This window comes from Lentzea roselyniae, from assembly GCF_039537795.1.
GTDB classification, from domain to species: Bacteria; Actinomycetota; Actinomycetes; order Mycobacteriales; family Pseudonocardiaceae; genus Lentzea; species Lentzea atacamensis.
The window spans coordinates 193406-213117 of sequence record NZ_BAABBE010000015.1 but is presented as its reverse complement, the minus strand read 5'-3'; the positions used below and the strand labels follow the sequence as shown (position 1 = coordinate 213117).

17 protein-coding genes and 3 tRNA genes are annotated in these 19712 nt (G+C 69.2%); 6 read left to right on the top strand and 14 right to left on the bottom strand.

Going from position 1 to position 19712, the window contains the following annotated elements:
- Positions 1 to 49: 49 nt before the first annotated feature.
- From ABFX45_RS26980 to ABFX45_RS26970, 3 genes are all read right to left on the bottom strand, one after another.
- Positions 50 to 122, bottom strand: a tRNA-Leu gene (locus ABFX45_RS26980).
- Position 123: 1 nt separating this feature from the next.
- Positions 124 to 197, bottom strand: a tRNA-Leu gene (locus tag ABFX45_RS26975).
- Between the two features lie 9 nt (positions 198 to 206).
- Positions 207 to 279: transfer RNA gene (locus ABFX45_RS26970), tRNA-Gly, on the bottom strand.
- A gap of 448 nt (positions 280 to 727) precedes the next feature.
- Between ABFX45_RS26970 and ABFX45_RS26965 the strand changes: the two genes are divergently transcribed.
- Complete coding sequence (locus tag ABFX45_RS26965; protein ID WP_346132729.1) at positions 728 to 1258, top strand: NUDIX hydrolase; 531 nt, start codon at positions 728 to 730, stop codon at positions 1256 to 1258.
- Between the two features lie 52 nt (positions 1259 to 1310).
- Here ABFX45_RS26965 and ABFX45_RS26960 read toward each other — a convergent pair whose 3' ends face one another.
- From ABFX45_RS26960 to ABFX45_RS26925, 8 genes are read right to left on the bottom strand one after another with little or no spacing between them, the layout of a single operon-like run.
- A complete protein-coding gene (locus ABFX45_RS26960) occupies positions 1311 to 1697 on the bottom strand; it encodes a metal-sulfur cluster assembly factor (RefSeq protein WP_109637914.1) in 387 nt (128 codons plus the stop codon).
- Positions 1694 to 2134 (bottom strand): Fe-S cluster assembly sulfur transfer protein SufU, encoded by a 441-nt coding sequence (gene sufU / locus ABFX45_RS26955; RefSeq protein ID WP_109637913.1) that lies wholly within the window; start codon positions 2132 to 2134, stop codon positions 1694 to 1696. The genes ABFX45_RS26960 and sufU overlap by 4 nt, the downstream gene beginning before the upstream one ends.
- 1 nt (position 2135) lies before the next feature.
- The gene (locus ABFX45_RS26950; protein ID WP_109637912.1) at positions 2136 to 3413 is read right to left on the bottom strand and encodes a cysteine desulfurase; all 1278 of its coding nucleotides are present in this window, start codon (positions 3411 to 3413) and stop codon (positions 2136 to 2138) included.
- 27 nt (positions 3414 to 3440) lie between these two features.
- On the bottom strand, positions 3441 to 4214 hold the full coding sequence (gene sufC / locus ABFX45_RS26945) for a Fe-S cluster assembly ATPase SufC (RefSeq protein WP_109637911.1): 774 nt from the start codon (positions 4212 to 4214) through the stop codon (positions 3441 to 3443).
- A gap of 31 nt (positions 4215 to 4245) precedes the next feature.
- Positions 4246 to 4560, bottom strand: coding sequence for a non-heme iron oxygenase ferredoxin subunit (locus ABFX45_RS26940; RefSeq protein ID WP_109637910.1), 315 nt, complete (start codon positions 4558 to 4560; stop codon positions 4246 to 4248).
- A complete protein-coding gene (gene sufD / locus ABFX45_RS26935) occupies positions 4557 to 5714 on the bottom strand; it encodes a Fe-S cluster assembly protein SufD (protein WP_109637909.1) in 1158 nt (385 codons plus the stop codon). The genes ABFX45_RS26940 and sufD overlap by 4 nt, the downstream gene beginning before the upstream one ends.
- A gap of 1 nt (position 5715) precedes the next feature.
- Positions 5716 to 7170: a Fe-S cluster assembly protein SufB gene (gene sufB / locus ABFX45_RS26930; RefSeq protein WP_346132725.1), complete on the bottom strand. Its 1455-nt coding sequence runs from the start codon at positions 7168 to 7170 to the stop codon at positions 5716 to 5718.
- Complete coding sequence (locus ABFX45_RS26925; protein ID WP_233439634.1) at positions 7167 to 7865, bottom strand: helix-turn-helix transcriptional regulator; 699 nt, start codon at positions 7863 to 7865, stop codon at positions 7167 to 7169. The genes sufB and ABFX45_RS26925 overlap by 4 nt, the downstream gene beginning before the upstream one ends.
- A gap of 124 nt (positions 7866 to 7989) precedes the next feature.
- Here ABFX45_RS26925 and mptB point away from each other — a divergent pair, with 124 nt between their 5' ends.
- Both mptB and ABFX45_RS26915 read left to right on the top strand, forming a co-directional pair.
- Positions 7990 to 9522 carry a polyprenol phosphomannose-dependent alpha 1,6 mannosyltransferase MptB gene (mptB, locus tag ABFX45_RS26920; RefSeq protein ID WP_109637906.1) on the top strand — a complete coding sequence of 511 codons (1533 nt, stop codon included), beginning with the start codon at positions 7990 to 7992 and terminating at the stop codon, positions 9520 to 9522.
- A 107-nt stretch (positions 9523 to 9629) separates the two neighbouring features.
- Complete coding sequence (locus tag ABFX45_RS26915) at positions 9630 to 13289, top strand: patatin-like protein (RefSeq protein WP_346132722.1); 3660 nt, start codon at positions 9630 to 9632, stop codon at positions 13287 to 13289.
- Here ABFX45_RS26915 and ABFX45_RS26910 read toward each other — a convergent pair.
- A complete protein-coding gene (locus ABFX45_RS26910) occupies positions 13270 to 15255 on the bottom strand; it encodes a glycosyltransferase (RefSeq protein WP_346132719.1) in 1986 nt (661 codons plus the stop codon). The genes ABFX45_RS26915 and ABFX45_RS26910 overlap by 20 nt on opposite strands.
- Positions 15252 to 15827, bottom strand: a complete 576-nt coding sequence (locus ABFX45_RS26905) for a DUF998 domain-containing protein (RefSeq protein ID WP_109637903.1) — start codon at positions 15825 to 15827, stop codon at positions 15252 to 15254. Before ABFX45_RS26905 ends, ABFX45_RS26910 begins: the two co-directional genes overlap by 4 nt.
- A gap of 177 nt (positions 15828 to 16004) precedes the next feature.
- Between ABFX45_RS26905 and ABFX45_RS26900 the strand changes: the two genes are divergently transcribed.
- From ABFX45_RS26900 to ABFX45_RS26890, 3 genes are read left to right on the top strand one after another with little or no spacing between them, the layout of a single operon-like run.
- The gene (locus tag ABFX45_RS26900) at positions 16005 to 16934 is read left to right on the top strand and encodes an ABC transporter ATP-binding protein (RefSeq protein WP_346132717.1); all 930 of its coding nucleotides are present in this window, start codon (positions 16005 to 16007) and stop codon (positions 16932 to 16934) included.
- Positions 16931 to 17689 (top strand): ABC transporter permease, encoded by a 759-nt coding sequence (locus ABFX45_RS26895; RefSeq protein ID WP_407656954.1) that lies wholly within the window; start codon positions 16931 to 16933, stop codon positions 17687 to 17689. The genes ABFX45_RS26900 and ABFX45_RS26895 overlap by 4 nt, the downstream gene beginning before the upstream one ends.
- A gap of 11 nt (positions 17690 to 17700) precedes the next feature.
- Entirely contained in the window at positions 17701 to 18624 is a 924-nt protein-coding gene (locus tag ABFX45_RS26890) for a COX15/CtaA family protein (RefSeq protein WP_428834196.1), read from the top strand.
- Here the strand turns inward: ABFX45_RS26890 and ABFX45_RS26885 are convergent.
- Positions 18603 to 19706, bottom strand: coding sequence for an ankyrin repeat domain-containing protein (locus tag ABFX45_RS26885; RefSeq protein WP_109637901.1), 1104 nt, complete (start codon positions 19704 to 19706; stop codon positions 18603 to 18605). The two genes, ABFX45_RS26890 and ABFX45_RS26885, sit on opposite strands and share 22 nt — an antisense overlap.
- Positions 19707 to 19712 lie beyond the last annotated feature (6 nt).

The following is a 19712-nucleotide window of genomic DNA, read 5'->3' as shown; positions in this document are numbered from 1 at the left end:
ATCGTCTGCGCACCGGCGCGTCCCCCGATGTAGTTGTTGGTTGGTGCCGTGCCCCCACCAGGATTCGAACCTGGACTGGACGCGTTCTGAGCGCGTTGCCTCTCCCGTTGGGCTACGAGGGCGTGCGGATCCGGGGAGTCGAACCCCGACTGTCATGGCCCTCAACCATGTGCCTCTACCAGTTGGGCTAGATCCACTTTCCTGCGAGCGGCCGGAGGGCATCGAACCCTCTGCTTCGGTTTGGAAGACCGACGTGTCCGCCGAGTTCACCACGACCGCGTGGGTATTCAGTTGTGCAGCACCGACGGAAGGAGTCGAACCCTCGGGAAACGGGTTTGGAATCCGTTCCGCTTCCGAAGCTCGTCGGCATTTGTTTTGTGCAAAAAGAAAACCGCCCAGGTTTCCCGTGGGCGGCTCCGAGGTCATGACCTGGGGATCAGGTCATGGCGTGGAGCCCCACGCCAGCGCCAGCAGACCGCCGGCGACGAGGGCGAGAATTCGCCATCCCGCGAGTTCGGCCTTGGCAAGCATGTCTTCCTCCGGTTGATCTCTGTCTGTCGTGATGGGATCAAGTTATGCGACGGCCGGACGGCCGTGCAACGCATTAATCGTTGTTCCAGATGGTGGTTTCCCGAGCTGGATCCGCGGTGTCTGGTTCGATGGTGACCATGACGAGGAACCGTCCGGGCTTCGGTGCGCGCCACCCGGGCCTGACCGAGCTGCTGGCGTGCCACGAGCCCGCCGCCGCCGGCGAGGTGTCCTGGCAGGGCAGGGAGGCGCGATACCGCTGCGGGTCAGTGCCTACACCGCCCCGGCCGAGCTGCCCGAGGAGCTGGTCACCTCGGTGCGGTGCGTCGTGCAGGTCGGCGAGCTGATCGTCTTCTGCGAGAACGTCGATGGCGTCCATCCCCTGCCCGGTGGCCGGCGACAGGCAGGCGAGTCCTACGCGGACACGGCGGCGCGCGAAGTGCATGAGGAGACCGGGTGGTTGCTCGACCGCGACACGCTCCGCCCGCTGGGGTGGCTGCACCTCGAACATCTCACTCCGCGACGTCCTGACGACCCGTCTCCCCACCCGGACCTGCTCCAGGTCGTCTTCGCCGGCGCCGCGACCGAGCGGGACGGCGGAGCTGACGTCGCGTGGGTCCACACCGACGGACACGAGCAGAGTTCCAGCCTGGTCAGCCTCGGCGAGGCACTGGTGCGGACCTCGAACGACCTGCTGGCGCGAACGTTCCTCGAGCAGATCCGGACCTGAACGACGAACGGCGCGCACCCGCGGGATGCGCGCCGTTTCCGAAAACCAAGCCTCAGACGGTGAAGCCGAGCGCCCTCAGCTGCTCGCGGCCGTCGTCGGTGATCTTCTCCGGGCCCCACGGCGGCATCCACACCCAGTTGATGCGGAAGTCCTTCACCAGGCCGCCGCCGGCGCCGCCGGTCAGGGCGGCCTTCGTCTGGTCCTCGATGACGTCGGTCAGCGGGCAGGCCGCCGACGTGAGCGTCATGTCGATGGTGGCGATGTTCTCCTCGTCGACGCGGATGTCGTAGACGAGGCCCAGGTCCACGACGTTGATGCCGAGTTCCGGGTCGACGACGTCGCGCATCGCCTCTTCCACGTCGTCCAGTGCGGCGACGTCAGCCTTGGGCTCGAAGACCGGCATGCCTTCGGCTCCCCGGACGACTTCTTCGGTGCTCATGCTGCTCCCTGGCTTCGTGCGACTGCGTCCTTGAACGCCATCCAGCCCAGCAGCGCGCACTTCACGCGCGCCGGGTACTTTGCGACACCGGCGAAGGCGATGCCGTCTTCCAGGACGTCCTCGTCGGGCTCCACCTGGCCGCGGCCCTGCATGAGCTCGACGAACGCGTCCATCTTCTCGAACGCCTCGCCCACGGGCTTACCCACGACGAGGTCGGTCAACACGGACGTCGAGGCCTGGCTGATCGAGCAGCCCTGGCCGTCGTAGGAGACGTCCTGGACCACGTCGTCGACGACGTGCACGCGCAACGTCACCTCGTCGCCGCAGGTCGGGTTGACCTGGAACGACTCGGCGTCGTAGGGCGAGCGCAGGCCTCGGCCGTGCGGGTTCTTGTAGTGGTCCAGGATGATCTCCTGGTACATCTGCTGGAGCTGCATCTCAGGCCACCCCGAAGAACTTCTGCGCCTCGCGGACGCCGTCGACCAGTGCGTCGACCTCGTCCAGCGTGTTGTACAGGTAGAACGACGCGCGCACCGAGGACTGGGCGTTCAGGCAGCGGTGCAGCGGCCACGCGCAGTGGTGGCCGACGCGGACCGCGATGCCCAGGCTGTCCAGCACCTGGCCGGCGTCGTGCGGGTGGACGCCCTCGATCTCGAACGGCACGGCGCCGCCACGGTCGACCGCGTCCTGCGGGCCGATCAGGCGGACACCCGGGATCGCGCCGAGACCTTCGAGCGCCGCCACGGTCAGCGCGTGCTCGTGGGCGTGGACGCGTTCCATGCCCACTACCGAGAGGTAGTCCACCGCCGCACCCAGACCGACGGCCTGGGACGTCATCGGCGAACCGGCCTCGAACCGCTGCGGCGGCGGCGCGAACGTCGAGCCCTCCATGCGCACCAGCTCGATCATCGAGCCGCCGGTGATGAAGGGAGGCAACGCCTCCAGCAGCTCACGACGTCCATAAAGGACACCGATGCCGGACGGGCCGAGCATCTTGTGGCCGGAGAACGACGCGAAGTCGACGCCGAGCCGGTGGAAGTCGACCGGGCCGTGCGGGACGGACTGGCACGCGTCCAGCACCGTCAGCGCGCCGACCTTCTGCGCAGCCGCGACGAGGACGTCGACCGGGTTGATCACGCCGGTCACGTTCGACTGGTGCGTGAAGGCCACCACGCGGGTGCGCGGCGTGATCACGCTGTCCACATCGGACAGATCGAGACGAGCGTCCGGGGTCAGCCTGAACCATTTCAGCGTGGCGCCGGTGCGCTGGGCGAGCTGCTGCCACGGCACCAGGTTCGCGTGGTGCTCCATCTCGGTCACGACGATCTCGTCGCCGGGACCGACGACGAAACGCGCGGCCTCGGGGCCGGACGTGGCGGCGTTGCCCATCGCGTACGCCACGAGGTTGAAGCCCTCGGTGGCGTTCTTGGTGAACACCAGTTCGCCGAAGTCGGCGCCGACGAAGTCCGCGATGCGCTGACGCGCACCCTCGTACGCGTCGGTCGCTTCCTCCGCGAGCTGGTGGGCGCCCCTGTGCACAGCCGCGTTGTGCTGCTGCAGGAACGCCTTCTCGGCGTCCAGAACCTGCGTCGGGCGTTGCGAGGTGGCGCCGGAGTCCAGGTAGACCAGGCGCTTCCCGTCACGAACGGTGCGAGACAGGATCGGGAAGTCCGCTCGGAGAGCGGTTACATCCAGTGGTGCTGCGGTGGTGGTCACAGCGCCTCCTCTCAACACCTAGTAACGTCAGGAAAGGGCAGCAGCTTCCGACTTGCCGGTGTACTTCACGTAACCCTCGGCCTCGAGCTGGTCGGCGAGTTCGCGGCCACCGGACTCGACGATGCGGCCGTTGGCGAAGACGTGTACGAAGTCCGGCTCGATGTACTTGAGGATCCGGGTGTAGTGCGTGATCAGCATGACGCCGACCTCACCGGAGGCCTTGTAGCGGTTGACGCCCTCGGACACGACGCGCAGCGCGTCGACGTCCAGGCCGGAGTCGGTCTCGTCGAGGATCGCGACCTTCGGCTGGAGCAGGCCCAGCTGCAGGATCTCGTGGCGCTTCTTCTCACCGCCGGAGAAGCCCTCGTTCACCGAGCGCTCGGCGAACGCCGGGTCGATGTCGAGGTCGGACATCGCGGCCTTGACCTCCTTGACCCAGTGGCGCAGGGCCGGGGCCTCGCCGCGCACGGCGGTGGCGGCGGTGCGGAGGAAGTTCGACATCGAGACGCCGGGCACCTCGACCGGGTACTGCATCGCGAGGAACAGGCCCGCGCGGGCGCGCTCGTCGACGGACATCTCCAGCACGTCCTCGCCGTCGAGCGTGACGGTGCCCGAGGTGATCGTGTACTTCGGGTGACCGGCGATCGCGTACGACAGCGTGGACTTGCCGGAGCCGTTGGGGCCCATGATGGCGTGGGTCTCGCCCGCCTTGATCGTCAGGTCGACGCCCTTGAGGATCTCCTTGGGGGCGTCCTCGCTGACGACCGAGACGTGCAGGTCCTTGATCTCAAGCGTGGCCATGACTAGCGCTTCTCCTGGTGGTCTAACTAAGTCAGTTCGTGGTGACGGTGACGTCGACGAACACGTCGCCGTCACGGATGTCGACGGCGTAGACGTCGACCGGTTCGGTCGCGGGCAGCGAGGAGGGCTTGCCGGTCTCCAGGTCGAAGCACGACCCGTGCAACCAGCACTCGATCCCCTTGCGGGAGACCTCGCCCTCGCTCAACGACACCGCCGCGTGCGAGCACTCATCGGCCAGCGCGTGCACCCGCTCGCCGTTGCGCACCAGGACGATCGACACGTCGTCGACCTCGGTGGCGAACGGCTTGCGGTCGTCCAGATCGGACAGTGCACACACGCGAATCACGCCCCGACCGCCTCGAGCTCTGCCTCGATGGCGGCCTCGAGGCGCTCGCGCACCTCGGGAACGGCGATCTTCGCGATCAGCTCCTGGAAGAAGCCGCGCACGACGAGACGGCGTGCCTGCTCCTCCGGGATGCCGCGCGCCTGCAGGTAGAACAGCTGCTCGTCGTCGAACCGGCCGGTGGCGCTGGCGTGACCCGCGCCCTCGATCTCGCCGGTCTCGATCTCCAGGTTCGGCACCGAGTCGGCACGCGCACCATCGGTGAGGATCAGGTTCCGGTTCAGCTCGAACGTCTCGGTGCCCTCGGCCGCCACGCGGATCAGCACGTCGCCGATCCACACCGCGTGCGCGCCCTCGCCCTGCAGCGCGCCCTTGTAGACGACGTTGCTGCGGCAGTTCGGCTGCCCGTGGTCGATGAACGGCCGGTGCTCCTGGTGCTGTCCCGCGTCCGCGAAGTACAGACCGAACAGCTCCGCGTCGCCGCCGCGGCCCGCGTACTGCACGACCGGGGTGACGCGGACGACGTCGCCGCCCAGGGTCACGACCGTGTGCCGCAGGGTCGCGTCACGACCGAGCTTCATGTGGTGCTGCGAGACGTGCACGGCGTCGTCGGCCCAGTCGTGGATGGTGATCACCGTGAGGTGCGCACCGTCCGCGACGAGGAACTCGATGTTGTCCGCGTACGCGCCGGAACCGCGGAAGTCCAGGATCACGGTGCCCTCGGCGAACTGCGAGGCCTTGACCTGGATGTGGCCGTACGCGACGGCGCCCGCGCCGGGGCCGGTCACCGTGACGGTGGTCGGCTCGGACTTCGCGTCACCGGGCAGCGTCACGACGGTGGCGTTCTCGAACGACGAGTACGCCTGCGCCGCGACGCGGTCACCGGGAACGCCGGCGGTGCCGAGCCGCGAGTCGTCACGACCCACGGTCTCGACGGTGACACCGGCAGCGGCGTTCACCTCAACGGCAGTGGAACCCGTTGCCGCAGCGCCGGAGTGCAGACCGGCAAGACGCTTGAGAGGCGTGAAACGCCAGATCTCCTCACGACCGCCCGGCACCTCGAACGCGTTCACGTCGTAGGACGTGAAGTGCTCCGCGCGCGAGGTGACCGGAACGACAGCACCGTGGGAGTGAGGTTGAGTCGACAGGGCGGCCATGTCAGCCGACGGCCCCTTCCATCTGCAGTTCGATCAGGCGGTTCAGTTCGAGGGCGTACTCCATGGGGAGCTCGCGCGCGATGGGCTCGACGAACCCGCGCACGATCATCGCCATGGCCTCGTCCTCGTTGAGGCCGCGCGACATCAGGTAGAACAGCTGGTCCTCGGAGACCTTCGAGACCGTGGCCTCGTGACCCATCTGCACGTCGTCCTCGCGGACGTCGACGTACGGGTAGGTGTCCGACCGGCTGATGGTGTCGACCAGCAGCGCGTCGCACTTCACCGTCGACTTCGAGTGGTGCGCCCGCTTGTTGACCTGGACCAGGCCGCGGTACGACGTGCGGCCACCGCCACGCGCCACCGACTTCGACACGATGGTCGAGGAGGTGTGCGGCGCCAGGTGGACCATCTTCGCGCCGGCGTCCTGGTGCTGGCCCTCGCCCGCGAACGCGATCGAGAGGACCTCGCCCTTGGCGTGCTCGCCCATCAGGAAGACGGCCGGGTACTTCATGGTCACCTTGGAGCCGATGTTGCCGTCGACCCACTCCATGGTCGCGCCCTCTTCGGCCTTGGCGCGCTTGGTGACCAGGTTGTAGACGTTGTTCGACCAGTTCTGGATCGTCGTGTAGCGGCAGCGGCCGCCCTTCTTCACGATGATCTCGACGACCGCGGAGTGCAGCGAGTCGGACGAGTAGATCGGCGCGGTGCAGCCCTCGACGTAGTGCACGTAGGCACCCTCGTCGACGATGATCAGCGTGCGCTCGAACTGGCCCATGTTCTCGGTGTTGATCCGGAAGTAGGCCTGCAGCGGGATGTCCACGTGCACGCCCTTCGGCACGTAGACGAACGAGCCGCCGGACCAGGTCGCGGAGTTCAGCGCGGAGAACTTGTTGTCGCCGGCCGGGATGACCGAGCCGAAGTACTCCTTGAAGAGCTCCGGGTGCTCACGCAGACCCGAGTCGGTGTCGAGGAAGATGACACCCTGCGCCTCCAGGTCCTCGCGGATCTGGTGGTACACGACCTCGGACTCGTACTGAGCCGCGACACCGGCGACGAGGCGCTGCTTCTCAGCCTCGGGGATGCCCAGCCGGTCGTAGGTGTTCTTGATGTCCTCTGGCAGGTCTTCCCAGCTCTGGGCCTGCTTCTCGGTGGAACGCACGAAGTACTTGATCGAGTCGAAGTCGATCCCAGAGAGGTCGGCGCCCCAGTTCGGCATCGGCTTGAGGTCGAAGAGCTTGAGCGCCTTCAACCGGTACTCGAGCATCCACTCGGGCTCGTCCTTCTTCGCCGAGATGTCGCGAACGACGTCCTCGCTGAGGCCTCGGCGGGCGCTCGCGCCGGCAACGTCGGAGTCGGCCCAGCCGAACTCGTAGTTGCCGAGAGACGCGATGGTCTCTTCCTGCGTGAGCGGAGACTGCACCGTGGTGGGCGTGCGCTGCTCGGCAGCGGCAGTCATGCGGGCTCCCCTCCATCATCTGGGCTGTGCTTTCCGGCGGAGCCGGGGGACCTGGGTTGAACGTTCGGGATGTGCGTCGTGCACACGGCATGGCCGCTTGCGATCGTCGCGAGGCGCTGAACATGAGAACCGAGGAGGTTCGCGAAAGCTTCCGTCTCGGTCTCGCACAGCTGGGGGAACTCAGCCGCCACGTGGGCTACCGGGCAGTGGTGCTGGCACAACTGCTCGCCCACCCCTACGTGACGTGCCGACGCAGCGTAGCCCTCCCTGGTCAGCGCGGTCGCAAGAGCCTTGGCCCGTTCGGCGGGTGTGGCCTGGGCCACGATCGCCGTCCGGTGCCGGTCCACGAGCGCGTCGACACGGCTCTGCGCGAAGGCGCGCACAGCCTCTTCCCCACCCGTCTGGGCGAGGAACCTGATCGCGGCGACCGCGAGGTCGTCGTAGGCGTGGCCGAACCGGGCGCGTCCGGCGTCAGTCAGCAGGAAGAGCTTCGCGGGACGGCCACGACCGCGTTGGGTCTGGCGCGGAGCGTCCCTCGTGGTCGCCTCGCCGTCCGCGAGCAGTGCGTCGATGTGACGGCGCACGGCCGTGGGGCTGATGCCCAGTTCCTCGGCGATGCTCGCCGCGGTGACCGGGCCCTGCTCCAGCAGGAGCCTGGCGACGGCACGCCGAGTCTTGCCGTCGTGCTGTTGCACGGCGTCAAGGTGGGTCTCGGCGTTTTTCACAACACCAGTGTTGCGTATTTAGCCTGAGGTCGCAAAGATCGCGGTCACAGGGTGACCTGACTCACGGCTGAACGTGGCTGGATACGCTGCCCGCATGCCCACTTCCGGCGGAGCAGTGACTCCGGAGAGCGACCTCTTGAACGGTCGAGAGCGTCGTCAGCTGGACATCGTCCGTCGCTGGGGCACCATCGGAGCGCTCCTGCTGACCGTCGGATCGCTCGGCGGCGGTGCCGCGCCCATCTACTCGCCGCTGTACGGCGTGCCCGTCCTCGGGCTTTTCTCGAGGATGCCCAGTGTCGCGATGGGGGTCGTCTGGACCGGCATCTTCATGATCGTCTCGGCCTGGCTGGCGCTGGGGCGGTTCGTGCGGCCGGGACGCCCGCGCCTGGTCTCGCGCAGCCAGATGGACCGCACGCTGCTGATGTGGACCGTGCCGCTGGTCTTCTGCGTGCCGATGTTCTCGCGCGACGTGTACTCGTACCTGGCGCAGAGCGAGATCGCGGCGCGCGGGCTCGACCCGTACGAGCTGGGCCCGGCGAACGCGCTCGGCGTCGACCACATCCTCACGCGCGGTGTCCCGAACATCTGGCGCGAGACGCCCGCGCCGTACGGCCCGCTGTTCCTCGCGTTCGGCCGGATCACCGCGATGATCACCGGCGACCACGTCGTGTCCGGCGTGTTCGTGCACCGGCTGCTGGTGCTGTGCGGCCTGGCGATGATCGTGTGGGCGCTGCCGCGCCTGGCCGCCCGCTTCGGCGTGCCGCCGGTCGGCGCGTTGTGGCTGGGCGCGCTGAACCCGCTGGTGCTGTTCCACATCGTCATCGGCGTGCACAACGACGGCCTGGCCCTCGGCCTGATGCTGGTCGGCCTGGAGCTGGCGATGCGCGGGCTGGAACCGCTGAAGTGGTCGTGGATCACGCTGGGCGCCGCGATCATCGTGTGCGGCGCGATGGTGAAGATCCCCGCGATGGCCGCGCTCGGTTTCCTCGGCGTGCTGGTGGCGCGCAAGCTCGGCGGGCAGATCAAGCACCTGGCCCTGGTGGCCGGGATCATGGCGCTGATAGCCGGGGCCGGCGTGGTGGTGATCTGTCTCGGCACCGGGTTCGGCTTCGGGTGGATCGAGACGCTGAACGTCGCCTCGACCGTGAAGTCCTGGATGTCACCGCCGACCGCGCTCGGCTTCATGGGTGCCGGCACGGGAATCATGCTCGGCCTCGGCAACCACACCGAGGCGATGATCGCGCTGACCCGGCTGCTGGGGCAGGGCGTGTCGGTCGTGATCACGGTGGTCCTGCTGTGGCGCAGCTTCAAGGGCCGGATCAAGGCGATGAACGGCCTGGGCGCGTCGCTCGGCGCGATCCTGGTGCTCGGGCCGGTGCTGCAGCCCTGGTACGTGCTGTGGGCGGCGCTTCCGCTGGCCACGGCCGTGGTCGGGCCCAAGTTCAGGACGTTCGCCATGGTGACGTCGGCGATCATCGCGGTGATCCTGCCGCCGACCGGGTCCGCGTTCGACGGACGGGCCTACACGGTGCCGCAGGCGGTCGCGGGGGCGGTGATCACGTTCGCGGTGTGCGTTCTGATCGCGCGGAAGCGGGTCGGGCCGTTCCTCAAGTCCGACCCCGCCTGACCGGCCGGGCCGGCAGCCCGTTTGAGGCAACCGGGCCAGTAACCACATCCCTTCGGCGGACGACTACCTCGGCAGGGGAAGATCGAAGCCGGAGGGGGTGATGCGGCATGACCGAGCAACCCATGTCGCGCGAAGAGGTCCGGTTCGCCGTTGTGCTCAACGGCGGCGTCAGTCTGGCCGTCTGGATGGGCGGCGTCGTGCTCGAGCTTGACCGTCTGACCAGGCCGGGGACCACGTACCAGCCGCTGCTCGACCTCGTGGGCTGCACCGCGAGAGCAGACGTCATCGCCGGCACCTCGGCGGGCGGCATCAACGGGGCCGCGCTGGCGTTGTCGCAGGTCAACAAGCAGGCGGATCTGAGCAGGCTGCGGGATCTGTGGGCCGAGCAGGGGCGGATGGAACAACTGCTCAGGACGCCGTTCCGGGGTGAGCCGGCGAGCCTGCTCAAGGGCGACGAGTTCTTCCTGCCGAGGCTTCAGGAAGCGCTGGCGCGGCTGACCAGCGACTTCGAGCCCACCGAGCCAGACGAGCGCCCGATCGACCTCAGGATCACCACCACGCTGCTGGGTGGCGTCCCCAACATCACCTACGACGACCTGGGCCAGCCGCTGACCCAGTCGGTGCACCAGGGGTCGTTCTCGTTCCGCCGCGACCCCTACGCGTGGGTGTCCGAGGAGACCAGGGACGACTTCGCCGCGGACACGCTCAACGACCGCGTCCTGCAGCTCGCGCTCGCCGCCAGGAGCAGCGCCAGCTTTCCGTTCGCGTTCGAGCCGAGCTTCATCCCCGTCGGTGGCCAGGCCTCGCCGGACCGCCCGGACATGGGCGACGTCGTGAGCTGGGCCAACGGTGGCGACCGGAGCAGGTTCGCGGTCGACGGCGGCGTGCTGGTCAACACACCGACCAGGGAAGCACTCGAGGCCATCGACCGGATGCCCGCGGACGGGCCTGTACGGCGGGTGATGCTGCTGGTCTTCCCGCACGCCGAACCGCTGGGCTCCGAGCCGCAGGCGGACACCGCCGACAAGGCGATGACGACGGTCAGTTCCGGCGCCAAGTTGCTGAGCGCCATGTCCAGCCAGGCGAACCGCACGTACGTCGAGAAGATCGAGGAGCACAACCGGCGCGCCGCGAGCAGCAGGGGCGGCCGGATGGCGTTGCTGGAGCGGTTGCACGCGGGCGGGGAGAACGTCGTCGACGAGGTGTACTCGTTGGCGGACAAGCTCTTCGGTCACTACGAGGACGTCGAGATCCGGCTTGCGGCACGGCAGCTCACCGCCCAGCAGTTCGCTCTGCCCAAGGGAAATCCGGCCAACTGGTCGTTCGAACGGGTGCGGCGGGCCGCGGACACGGCGCAGCGCAAGTGGAAGAAGAAGCACGGCGTGCTGCCGTACGTGCCGGGGATGAAGCTGCCGAGCACCGTGTGCCGTGCGGACCTCGGCTGGGAGTGGGGCATCACGATGGCCGAACGCCTTGGCGCGTCGGCACTCGACCTGCTCAAGCGGATCGTGTGGGTGGCGCCGGACGGTCAGGCCGACGAGATCGCCAAGACCCGGCGCGAACTGCACCAGGTGCGCGCGGAACTGCGCAGGCTGCGCGGCGAGCTGTTCGCGTGGCAGCCGTCCGAGTCGCTCGGTGAGACGTACTGGACCGGCCGGCTCGCGAGCTACCACGAGAAGATGATCGACGGGCAGCTCGGCCTGAAGGTCAAGGCGCAGGTCGCGGAGATCGGCCGGATCGTCGGCGAGGCCACGCAGGTCATCGGCGGCCTCGACGCGCACCGGCTCAAGCTCGGCGGGCTCGGTTGCTGGCACGCGCTCCTCGCCACCGAGCCGACGGCGCAGGAGGCCGGGCTGAGCGACGGCGAGCGGTGGCTGAGCCGCCTGCTCGCGCTGGAGGTCGCCGGCACCTGCCTGTCCGACGACGCCTCGACCGGTCTGGACACCCCGGTCGAGCTGGTGCAGGTGTCGCTGCAGACGCGCAACGCGTTCGCGCGGCAGTCGATCACGGCCGACGACAAGGCGGGCGGGGCGTCGCTGTCGCGGTTCTCCGGTTTCCTCAAGCGGTCGTGGCGGGTCAACGACTGGATCTGGGGCCGGCTCGACGGCGCCACGATGCTGTGCCGGGTGCTGTTCGACCCGCGGCGGCTGCGCAGGATGGACATGCTCGGGCGGCCGGAAGGCGACCAGCGCACGCCGGAAGAGCGCGCGGCGGCCGTCGTCGGCGAGGTCGTCGAGGCGATGTTCGGGCCGGAGCTGCCCGTGCAGGTCGCGCGGTGCGCCGAGGAGGCGAAGAAGGAACTGCAGGGCATCTACGAGGCGGACCACGAGCTGTCGCCGTCGTCGATGAAGCTCGCCGAACTGGCGGCGTGGGGTCTGCACTGGCGGATCATCTGCGAGGAGCTGCCCCGGCTCAGGGCCGCGATCATCGCCGACCGCGGTGACGGCGCGGACAAGCGCTCACGGGGCGAGCTCTTCCTGGAAGAGCACGCGGACCTGCTCCGGCGGCTGGAGTATCCGCAGGAGCACACGGTCACGCTGGGCATGGCGGCCCTCGACGCCTTCGACCGCGCCGGCATCGGCCGCGAACCGCTGACGCAGGAAGCCGCGTCGGACCAGATGATCCGCACGGCCGCGACCGCCGCCGCGGTGGCGGTGACGGTCGCCGACTCCGAACGAGCGGGGCTCGCCGCGGTCCGGCCGGTCACCCGCACGATCAGAGGCGCGGCGCTGCTGCCCTACTGGACGATCACCGGGCTCACCAGAGGCGGAAAGCTCGCCCAGTTCCTGGGCTTGCTCGGCCTCGCGGTCGGTGGCGCGCTGGTCGTGATGGCGTTGTTCGGCATGCTGCCGGCGTGGGCGGCGGGACCGGGCGCCGCGATCGGCGCGGCCTCGCTGCTTGCCGCCTTCGGTTACGCGGCACTGCGTTCCGGCACGATGCTGCACGGGCTGGTGCTGCTCTCACCGGTGATCCCGTTGGTGGCCACAGCCGTCGACCGGCTGCCCGGCGACCGCGCGGAGATCAACACCGGCACCGTCACGGTGACGGGCGTGGCACTGGTCGTCACGGCGTTGCTCGTCCTGGGTTCGCTACCGGCACCGATCCGCACACCGCTCGCGGTGCTGGCCGACTTCCGGCCGATGCAGTTCGTGAAGCGCCGCTGGAAGCAGGCGGCGGTGCTGCTCGCGGCAGCAGGACTGGTCTGGGCGATCTGGCGGTTCGAGCTGCACACCAAGCCGTGGCTGGTGATCCCGACGTCCGTCCTGTGTGGAGCGTTCGGGATCTGGATGGCGCTGTCCGGCGGCAAGTCGCTGCAGCGCTGGCGCCGGGTCGAGGGCGAGTGGGGCACGGAACGAGCAGAGCCGCCCGCTGCCGCGACGGCGGGCTGGGCCGTGGTCTACGGCATCGGCTACCTCGCGCTCGCCGACGTCCTGCTGGTCATCGGGCCGAGCGGGTGGGGCTGGCAGGCGGTGATCGGCACGGCGCTGGCGTTCGGCCTGACGCTGCTGCTGATCACGTCCTGGTACGTGCCCCGCGCGGAACGCCGCCGGATCCGGCGTCAGCTCGTCAGCGAGGCGATTCCGGCGATCTACCCGGAGGACTGCGACATCGCGGAGACGTTGCGCGAACGGCTGGAGGGCCACGCCTCGCTCTACCGGTTCCTCATCGAGGGAAAGGGCGAGCACCCCTCGACGCTCGCCCTGTCCCGCACCGGACTGGTTGTCGCGCAACGGATCGAGCAGAAGCTCAGGCAGCCAGCGCGATGATCGGCGCGGTACGGCCCATCGCCCGCGCGTAGAGACCTTCGAAGCGCTCCAGGGTGGCCGCCAGCGCGTGGTGAGAGATGATCTCGCTGCTCGCGGCGCCCATCCTGGCGCGCATCGGGGCGTCGTGGACCAGCGTGTGCAGGCGCTGGGCCAGCTGGTTCACGTCACCGGGCTCGAACAGCCAGCCGTTGCGGCCGGGGTGCACGAGGTGCGGCAGCGCCATGGCGTTCGCGGCGATCACCGGCTTGCCCGCGGCCATGGCCTCCATCGTGGCGAGGCTCTGCAGCTCGGCGACACCGGGCATGACGAAGAGGTCGGCACGGGCGTAGGCGTCGAGCAGGTCGTCCTCGGACACGAAGCCGTGGAACTTCACGCGGTCGGTGATGTCCAGGTCGCGGGCCAGCAGCTCCCACTCGGAGCGGCAGGTGCCGTCACCGACGATCTCACCGAACGCGCTGGGCACGCGTGCCAGTGCGCGCAGGAACTCGTCGACGCGCTTCTCCTCGTCCAGGCGCCCGACGAACAACGCGGTCGGCCGGTCGTTGTGCGTGACCTCGCGCTGGTAGCGGGAGATGTCGATGCCGCACGACACGGGCACCGCACGTTCGGGGAAACCGCTCTCGTGCAACAGCTGCACGGCACGCGGCGTCGGCGCGGTGACGACGTCGGCCCGGCCGAACACGCGCGCCAGGTCGCGGTAGGCGAGCTTGCGGGCCATGCCCTGCAGGAACGCCGGCACGTGCGCGTGGCTGAACAGGTTCTCCGGCATGAAGTGGTTCGTGGCGAGCGTGGGAATGCCCTGAGCGACGGCGGAGTTCAGGACGAACCGGCCCACCACGAAGTGCGCCTGGACGTGCACAACGTCCGGCTTGAGCGATTTGATCAGCTCGTCGGCCTCCTTGGACGCCTGCCACGGCAGGCAGAACCGGAAGTCCGGGTAGAACGGCAGCCGGTGCGACCGGAGCCGGTGCACCGTCACACCGTCGATCTCGGTGGCCTTGGGCGAGTCCGGGGCGATGACGTGGACGTCGTGCCCGCGGGACGCGAGGCCCGTGGCGAGGCGCTGGGCGAACCGCGCCGCTCCGTTGACGTCCGGCGGGAACGTGTCGGCGGCGATGACGACGCGCAGCGCGCTGGAGGTGTTCACGGGAAGCTCCGATCGAGTAGAGACGCGAGGTTGACGAGCGAGGGCGAACACACCGCTGGCTGCGGCGAGCGCGCAGGCGATCAGCGCGGCACCGGTCCACAGGGACAGGTGCGAGGCCTCGCCGAGGAGGAAGGCGCCGATGCCGACCGCGACCAGTGGATCCACCACGGTCAGGCAGGCGACGGCGAGATGAGGGGGCCCGCCGGCGTAGGCGTGCTGGACCAGCCAGCCGCCGACGGCGAGCGAGAGTGCGATGCCGAGCACGGACGCGACGTGTGAGAGCCCGAACCCGCCCTGCTGCACCGACTGGGAGACGGCGCGCATGAGCACGGACACGTAGCCGTACGCGACACCACCGGCCGATGCGAATGCCACGGCACGAGTGCGCGCGTTCGTGGTGAGCGCGGCGACCACCCCAGGCACCGCGATCGCGCCGAGGACCACGAAGCCGGCCGTGAGTTCGGCATCCGGTGCGATCTGGGTCGCAGTCGCACTGCCGGATGCGAGGAACACGAACGCACCGACGCCCACGGTGGTGAGCAAGATCGCCGGCAGCTCGCGGAAGCGGCGGTCCAGCAAAGCGGTCATCCCGATCGCGAGCACGCCGATCGGCTGGACGACGGTGAGCGGCGCCATGCCGAGCGCGGCCGCGTGCACCCCGGCTCCGGCGATGAGCAGGGCGAGCCCGCCGAGCCAGCGCGGCTGCCTGAGCACGCTCGCCCGCGCACCGGTCTCGGCGACCGCGTCGTGCTGCAGGCGGGCGGCGAGCGCGAAGCACACGGCGCCGAACACGGCGAGCGTGATGGCCATCATGGTCATGTCGTGCGCCTCACCTGTAGTGCCGCGATGGCGAAAAGGAGTCCGTAAAGCGACGCGAACAAAACGCGTTCGGTCAGCCCGCGCGCCTCGAAACCGGCGAACGAAACGTGGCTGACCAAAAACGCCGCGCTCGACACGCTTGCCGTTATTGCGATACCGAACAGAGCCGGAAACTGACGGGCGATGAGCACACCGGCGGCGGGCAACGCCACGAACATGACCGCTCCGGCGTACCGGTGGATGTAGCCGGACAACGACGTCGGTGCTCCTGCGGGGTCGGTGGGAAAGATCGTCGACACGGTCAGGCCCGCCGACCAGATGCCGATCAGCCACTGCGCTGACCTGCCTACACCCCGCAGGTTGACGGCGAGCAACGCCGAGACGGCCGCGAGGCTGAGCGAAGTTGCCGCGAGCCATCCGGTGCCGTTCGCCACGAACACGTAGTCGCTGATGACGTCCGTGATGGGGTTCAACTGCCCTGCCGACACCACATGCAGGTAGAAAATCGGAACCAGTGAGAACACCAGTCCCCCGACCACCAGTCCCCGTCTGTCCGCCCCCGTCTTGAGCACGACAAAAGTCTCTTGCGATCTCGTTGATCAACCAATGGGGAACTCCCCCGAGCGAACCCTGAGGTGTCCCTGAGTCCCCGGGGTAGGGCCAGCCCCACCTTTTTCAGCCGTCCTTCAGGAAACGGCGGCGAGACCTGCCTTCGTGCGGATTGCCGTGACCGCCTAGGCTGACCGTTCGTGAGCCCGAATCCCCAGCCTGCGGTGGAAGTGTCGGGGCTGGTCAAGAGGTACGGCTCGAAGACCGCCGTCGACGGCCTCGACCTCGTCCAGCAGCCCGGCACCGTGCTGGCCCTGCTCGGACCCAACGGCGCGGGCAAGACGACGACCGTCGAGATCTGCGAGGGCTTCCGCGCGGCCGACGACGGCACCGTGCGCGTGCTCGGACTCCCGCCCGGCTCCGAGGAGCTCCGCCCGCGCATCGGCGTGATGCCGCAGGGCGGTGGCGGTTATCCCGGCATCCGTGCCGAGGAGATGCTGAACCTCGTCGCGGCGTGCGCGGCGAACCCGCTCGATCCGAAGTGGCTGATCGAGGTCCTCGGTCTCGGCGGCGCGGTGCGCACTCCCTACAAGCGGTTGTCCGGCGGCCAGCAGCAGCGGCTGTCGCTGGCGTGCGCGCTGATCGGCCGTCCCGAGCTCGTGTTCCTGGACGAGCCGACCGCGGGCATGGACCCGCAGGCACGCCGGCTGGTGTGGGATCTCGTGGGCGCGTTGAAGGACGACGGCGTGTCCGTGCTGCTGACGACGCACCTCATGGACGAGGCGGAAGCGCTCGCCGACCAGGTCGTGATCATCGACGAGGGCCGCGTCGTGGCGCAGGGCTCGCCGTCCGAGCTGACCGCGCACCGCGCGGACGACCAGCAGCTGCGGTTCCGCGCCCGGCCGGGGCTCGACACGTCGTTGCTGTCCGCCGCGCTGCCAGAAGGGCTGAAGGTGCGCGAGGCGACGCGGGGCGCGTACGTCGTGGAGGGACTGATCGACCCGCAGGTCGTGTCGACCGTCACGTCGTGGTGCGCACAGCAGGGTGTGCTGGCCGAGGAGCTGACCGTGGCCAAGCGCAGCCTCGAAGACGTTTTCCTGGACCTGACCGGCAGGGAGCTGCGTTCGTGACCACCTTCGCTCCCGGCACGTTCAAGCCCGCGCCCGGCCGCGGGTCGCTTCCGAAGATGCTCTTCGTGCACGCCCGCACCGAGGCGATGCTGACGTTGCGCAACGGCGAGCAGATCCTGCTGACGGTGATCATCCCGCTGGCGCTGCTGATCGCGCTCTCGCTGATGTCGGTGATCCCGATGCCGGAGCCGCGCGTGGGGTCGGCCACCGCGCGGATCTTCGCGCTGGCGATCATCTCCTCCGCGTTCACCGGACAGGCCATCGCGCTCGGGTTCGACCGGCGTTACGGCGTGCTGAAGCGGCTGGCGGCCTCGGCACTCCCCCGCTGGCTGCTGGTGGCCGGACGGGTCTGCGGAGCGCTGGTCGTGGTCGCGCTCCAGATCGTGTTGCTGGCGGTCACGGCGTTGATCCTCGGCTGGAGGTTCCCGCTCTCGGGCCTGCCGTGGATGGTGCTGCTGATCATCCTCGGCACGCTGACGTTCGGTGCGCTGGGCGTGCTGCTCGGCGGGGCTCTGCGCGCGGAGATCGTGCTGGCGCTGGCGAACATCATCTGGTTCGTGCTGCTGATGGTCGGTGGCGTGGCGTTGTCGGTGCCTGTCGGCTTCGTGCACCTGCTGCCGTCGGCCGCTCTCGCGCAGGCGCTGGAAACTTCTGTGGTGCACGGCACGGCACCGGGTGTGGGCCCGGTCGCAGTGCTCGTGGCCTGGGGCGTTGTCGCGGGGGCACTGGCCACCCGGACGACTCGTCTCACGTAGCGAGACCTACTATCAACGGCGTGTCGAAGCTGACCGCCCTTCTCGTTTCCTGGCAGCGCGCGCTCGCGATTGCCGTCGTCATCGCACAGGCTGGAATCGCGGTGACCGGGTCGATCGTCCGCGTGACCGGCTCCGGGCTCGGCTGCCCGACGTGGCCGGAGTGCGTCGAGGGCAGCGTCGTGCCGGTCGAGCATCCCGAGGTCGCGGCCCTGCACCAGTGGGTCGAGTTCGGCAACCGCACCCTGACCGGTGTCGTCGGCGTCATCGCGGGTCTGTGCGTGCTGGCGGCGTGGTTCAACCTGCCGCGGCGCAAGCGGGTGGTGGTGCTCTCGCTCGTCCAGCTCGTCGGTGTGGCCGTGCAGGCGGTCGTCGGCGGCATCACGGTGCTGACCGGCCTGGCCTGGTACACCGTGTCGATCCACTTCATGATCTCGATGGCCCTGGTGTGGCTCGCCGTGCTGCTCGTCAGCTCGCTGTCCGAGGGCGACGGCCCCGCCCGGTTGCTCGTCCCGGCACCGTTGATGAAGCTCCAGGTCGTCATGGCCGCCGTGCTGGGTGCACTGCTGCTCGCCGGCACCTGGGTGACAGCCGCCGGGCCGCACGCCGGCGACGCCTCGACGCCGCGACTGGGCATCGAGGTCGAGACCCTCGCACAGATCCACGCGGACCTGCTGTTCCTGTTCCTGGGCCTGCTGATCGCGGTCGGGTTCTTCACGCGCACCCGCACGTACTGGACCCTCGTCGGCGTCGTGCTCGCCCAGGGCGTGCTCGGCATGGTCCAGTACTGGACCGGCGTGCCCGAGGTGCTCGTCTCGATCCACGTGCTGGGTGCCGGCGCGGTTGTCGTCGCCACGGCAGCGCTGTGGACGTCGTCGCGCGAGCGCACGCACGCGGTCGAGCTGCCCGCCGGCGATCAGGCGCTCAGCAAGGCCTGAGCTTCCCGCTGGTCGTTGTGCCCCGCCCAGTTCGCCGGGGTCGAGTCGAAGTTCGCGTCCTTGATGGACCTGTCGGCGCCCGCGTCGAGCAGGATCCGGATGATCGGCAGGTGGCCGCGTTCGGCCGCGAGGTGCAGCGCCGTGACGCCCTCGCCGTGCATCGGGCCGCCGAAACCCGTGCGCTGGTTGGGATTCGCACCCAGGTCGAGCAACGTGCGGGTGGCGTTCTCCAGCCCGCACCACGCCGCCCACGCGAGCGCCGTGCCGCGGTAGACGTCCACGTCGATCCTGGCGCCGCGCTTGAGCAGGTCGCCGAACACCTCGGTGCGGTCGTTGCGGGCGGCCCACGACAGCGCCTCGTCGAGGACCTCCTGCGGGTCGTCGGTCGGCCACCAGCGCGGGAAACCGCTGTGCGGCCGGTAATAGCCGCGCTTGGCCTCGGGGGTGGTGGCGAGGTCGAGGTTGCCGAGGCCGGCCGCGGTGCGCAGGTTCGGCGGGTGAACTCCGTGCTGTGCCAGCAGTTCCGCGGTTTCCCGGTTGCCCCAGAACAACGCGAGCGTGAGCGGGGTGCCGCCCTCGCCGCGGGCTTCGAGATCCGTGCGGGCACCCCGGTCGAGCAGAAGCTGCGCCAACTGCGGGAGGTTCGCGTACGCCGCCTGGTGCAACGCCGTCCAGCCGTGGACGTTCTGGTGGTTGATGTCGGCACCGTCGTCGAGCAGCACCCTGACGAGACGCTCGTCGCACTTCGCGGCGGACAGCCCGAGCAGGTCGTTCCCGTTGGTACCGCTGGCTTTCACGAGCCACGGGTCGCGCGTGATGATCGCCTTCAGCTCTTCCGGGTGCTGCAGCTCGATGGCCTGGTAGGCACGGGCGAACGGACGCGGCTTGCGGATGTGGGCCTTGAAAGCCTTCCAGTCCGCACACCCGTGCGCCTGGGCGAGGACCGTGTGCGCGCCCTCGTCCGTCAGCGGCACGTCGTCGAAGACCTCCAGCGCGCCGGGCACGCCGTCCCACGCGGAGGCGAGCAACCCTCTGGCCCGCTCCTCGTAGTACTCGATGTCGTCACGAAACGGGTGCCACATGCAACC

What these genes read in the sequence shown, in the direction of transcription:
- ABFX45_RS26960 (WP_109637914.1), bottom strand. Translation starts at nt 1,697, where the DNA reads ATGAGCACCGAAGAAGTCGTCCGGGGAGCCGAAGGCATGCCGGTCTTC.
- sufU (WP_109637913.1), bottom strand. Translation starts at nt 2,134, where the DNA reads ATGCAGCTCCAGCAGATGTACCAGGAGATCATCCTGGACCACTACAAG.
- sufC (WP_109637911.1), bottom strand. Translation starts at nt 4,214, where the DNA reads ATGGCCACGCTTGAGATCAAGGACCTGCACGTCTCGGTCGTCAGCGAG.
- sufD (WP_109637909.1), bottom strand. Translation starts at nt 5,714, where the DNA reads ATGGCCGCCCTGTCGACTCAACCTCACTCCCACGGTGCTGTCGTTCCG.
- sufB (WP_346132725.1), bottom strand. Translation starts at nt 7,170, where the DNA reads ATGACTGCCGCTGCCGAGCAGCGCACGCCCACCACGGTGCAGTCTCCG.
- mptB (WP_109637906.1), top strand. Translation starts at nt 7,990, where the DNA reads ATGCCCACTTCCGGCGGAGCAGTGACTCCGGAGAGCGACCTCTTGAAC.
- ABFX45_RS26915 (WP_346132722.1), top strand. Translation starts at nt 9,630, where the DNA reads ATGACCGAGCAACCCATGTCGCGCGAAGAGGTCCGGTTCGCCGTTGTG.
- ABFX45_RS26910 (WP_346132719.1), bottom strand. Translation starts at nt 15,255, where the DNA reads ATGACCATGATGGCCATCACGCTCGCCGTGTTCGGCGCCGTGTGCTTC.
- ABFX45_RS26885 (WP_109637901.1), bottom strand. Translation starts at nt 19,706, where the DNA reads ATGTGGCACCCGTTTCGTGACGACATCGAGTACTACGAGGAGCGGGCC.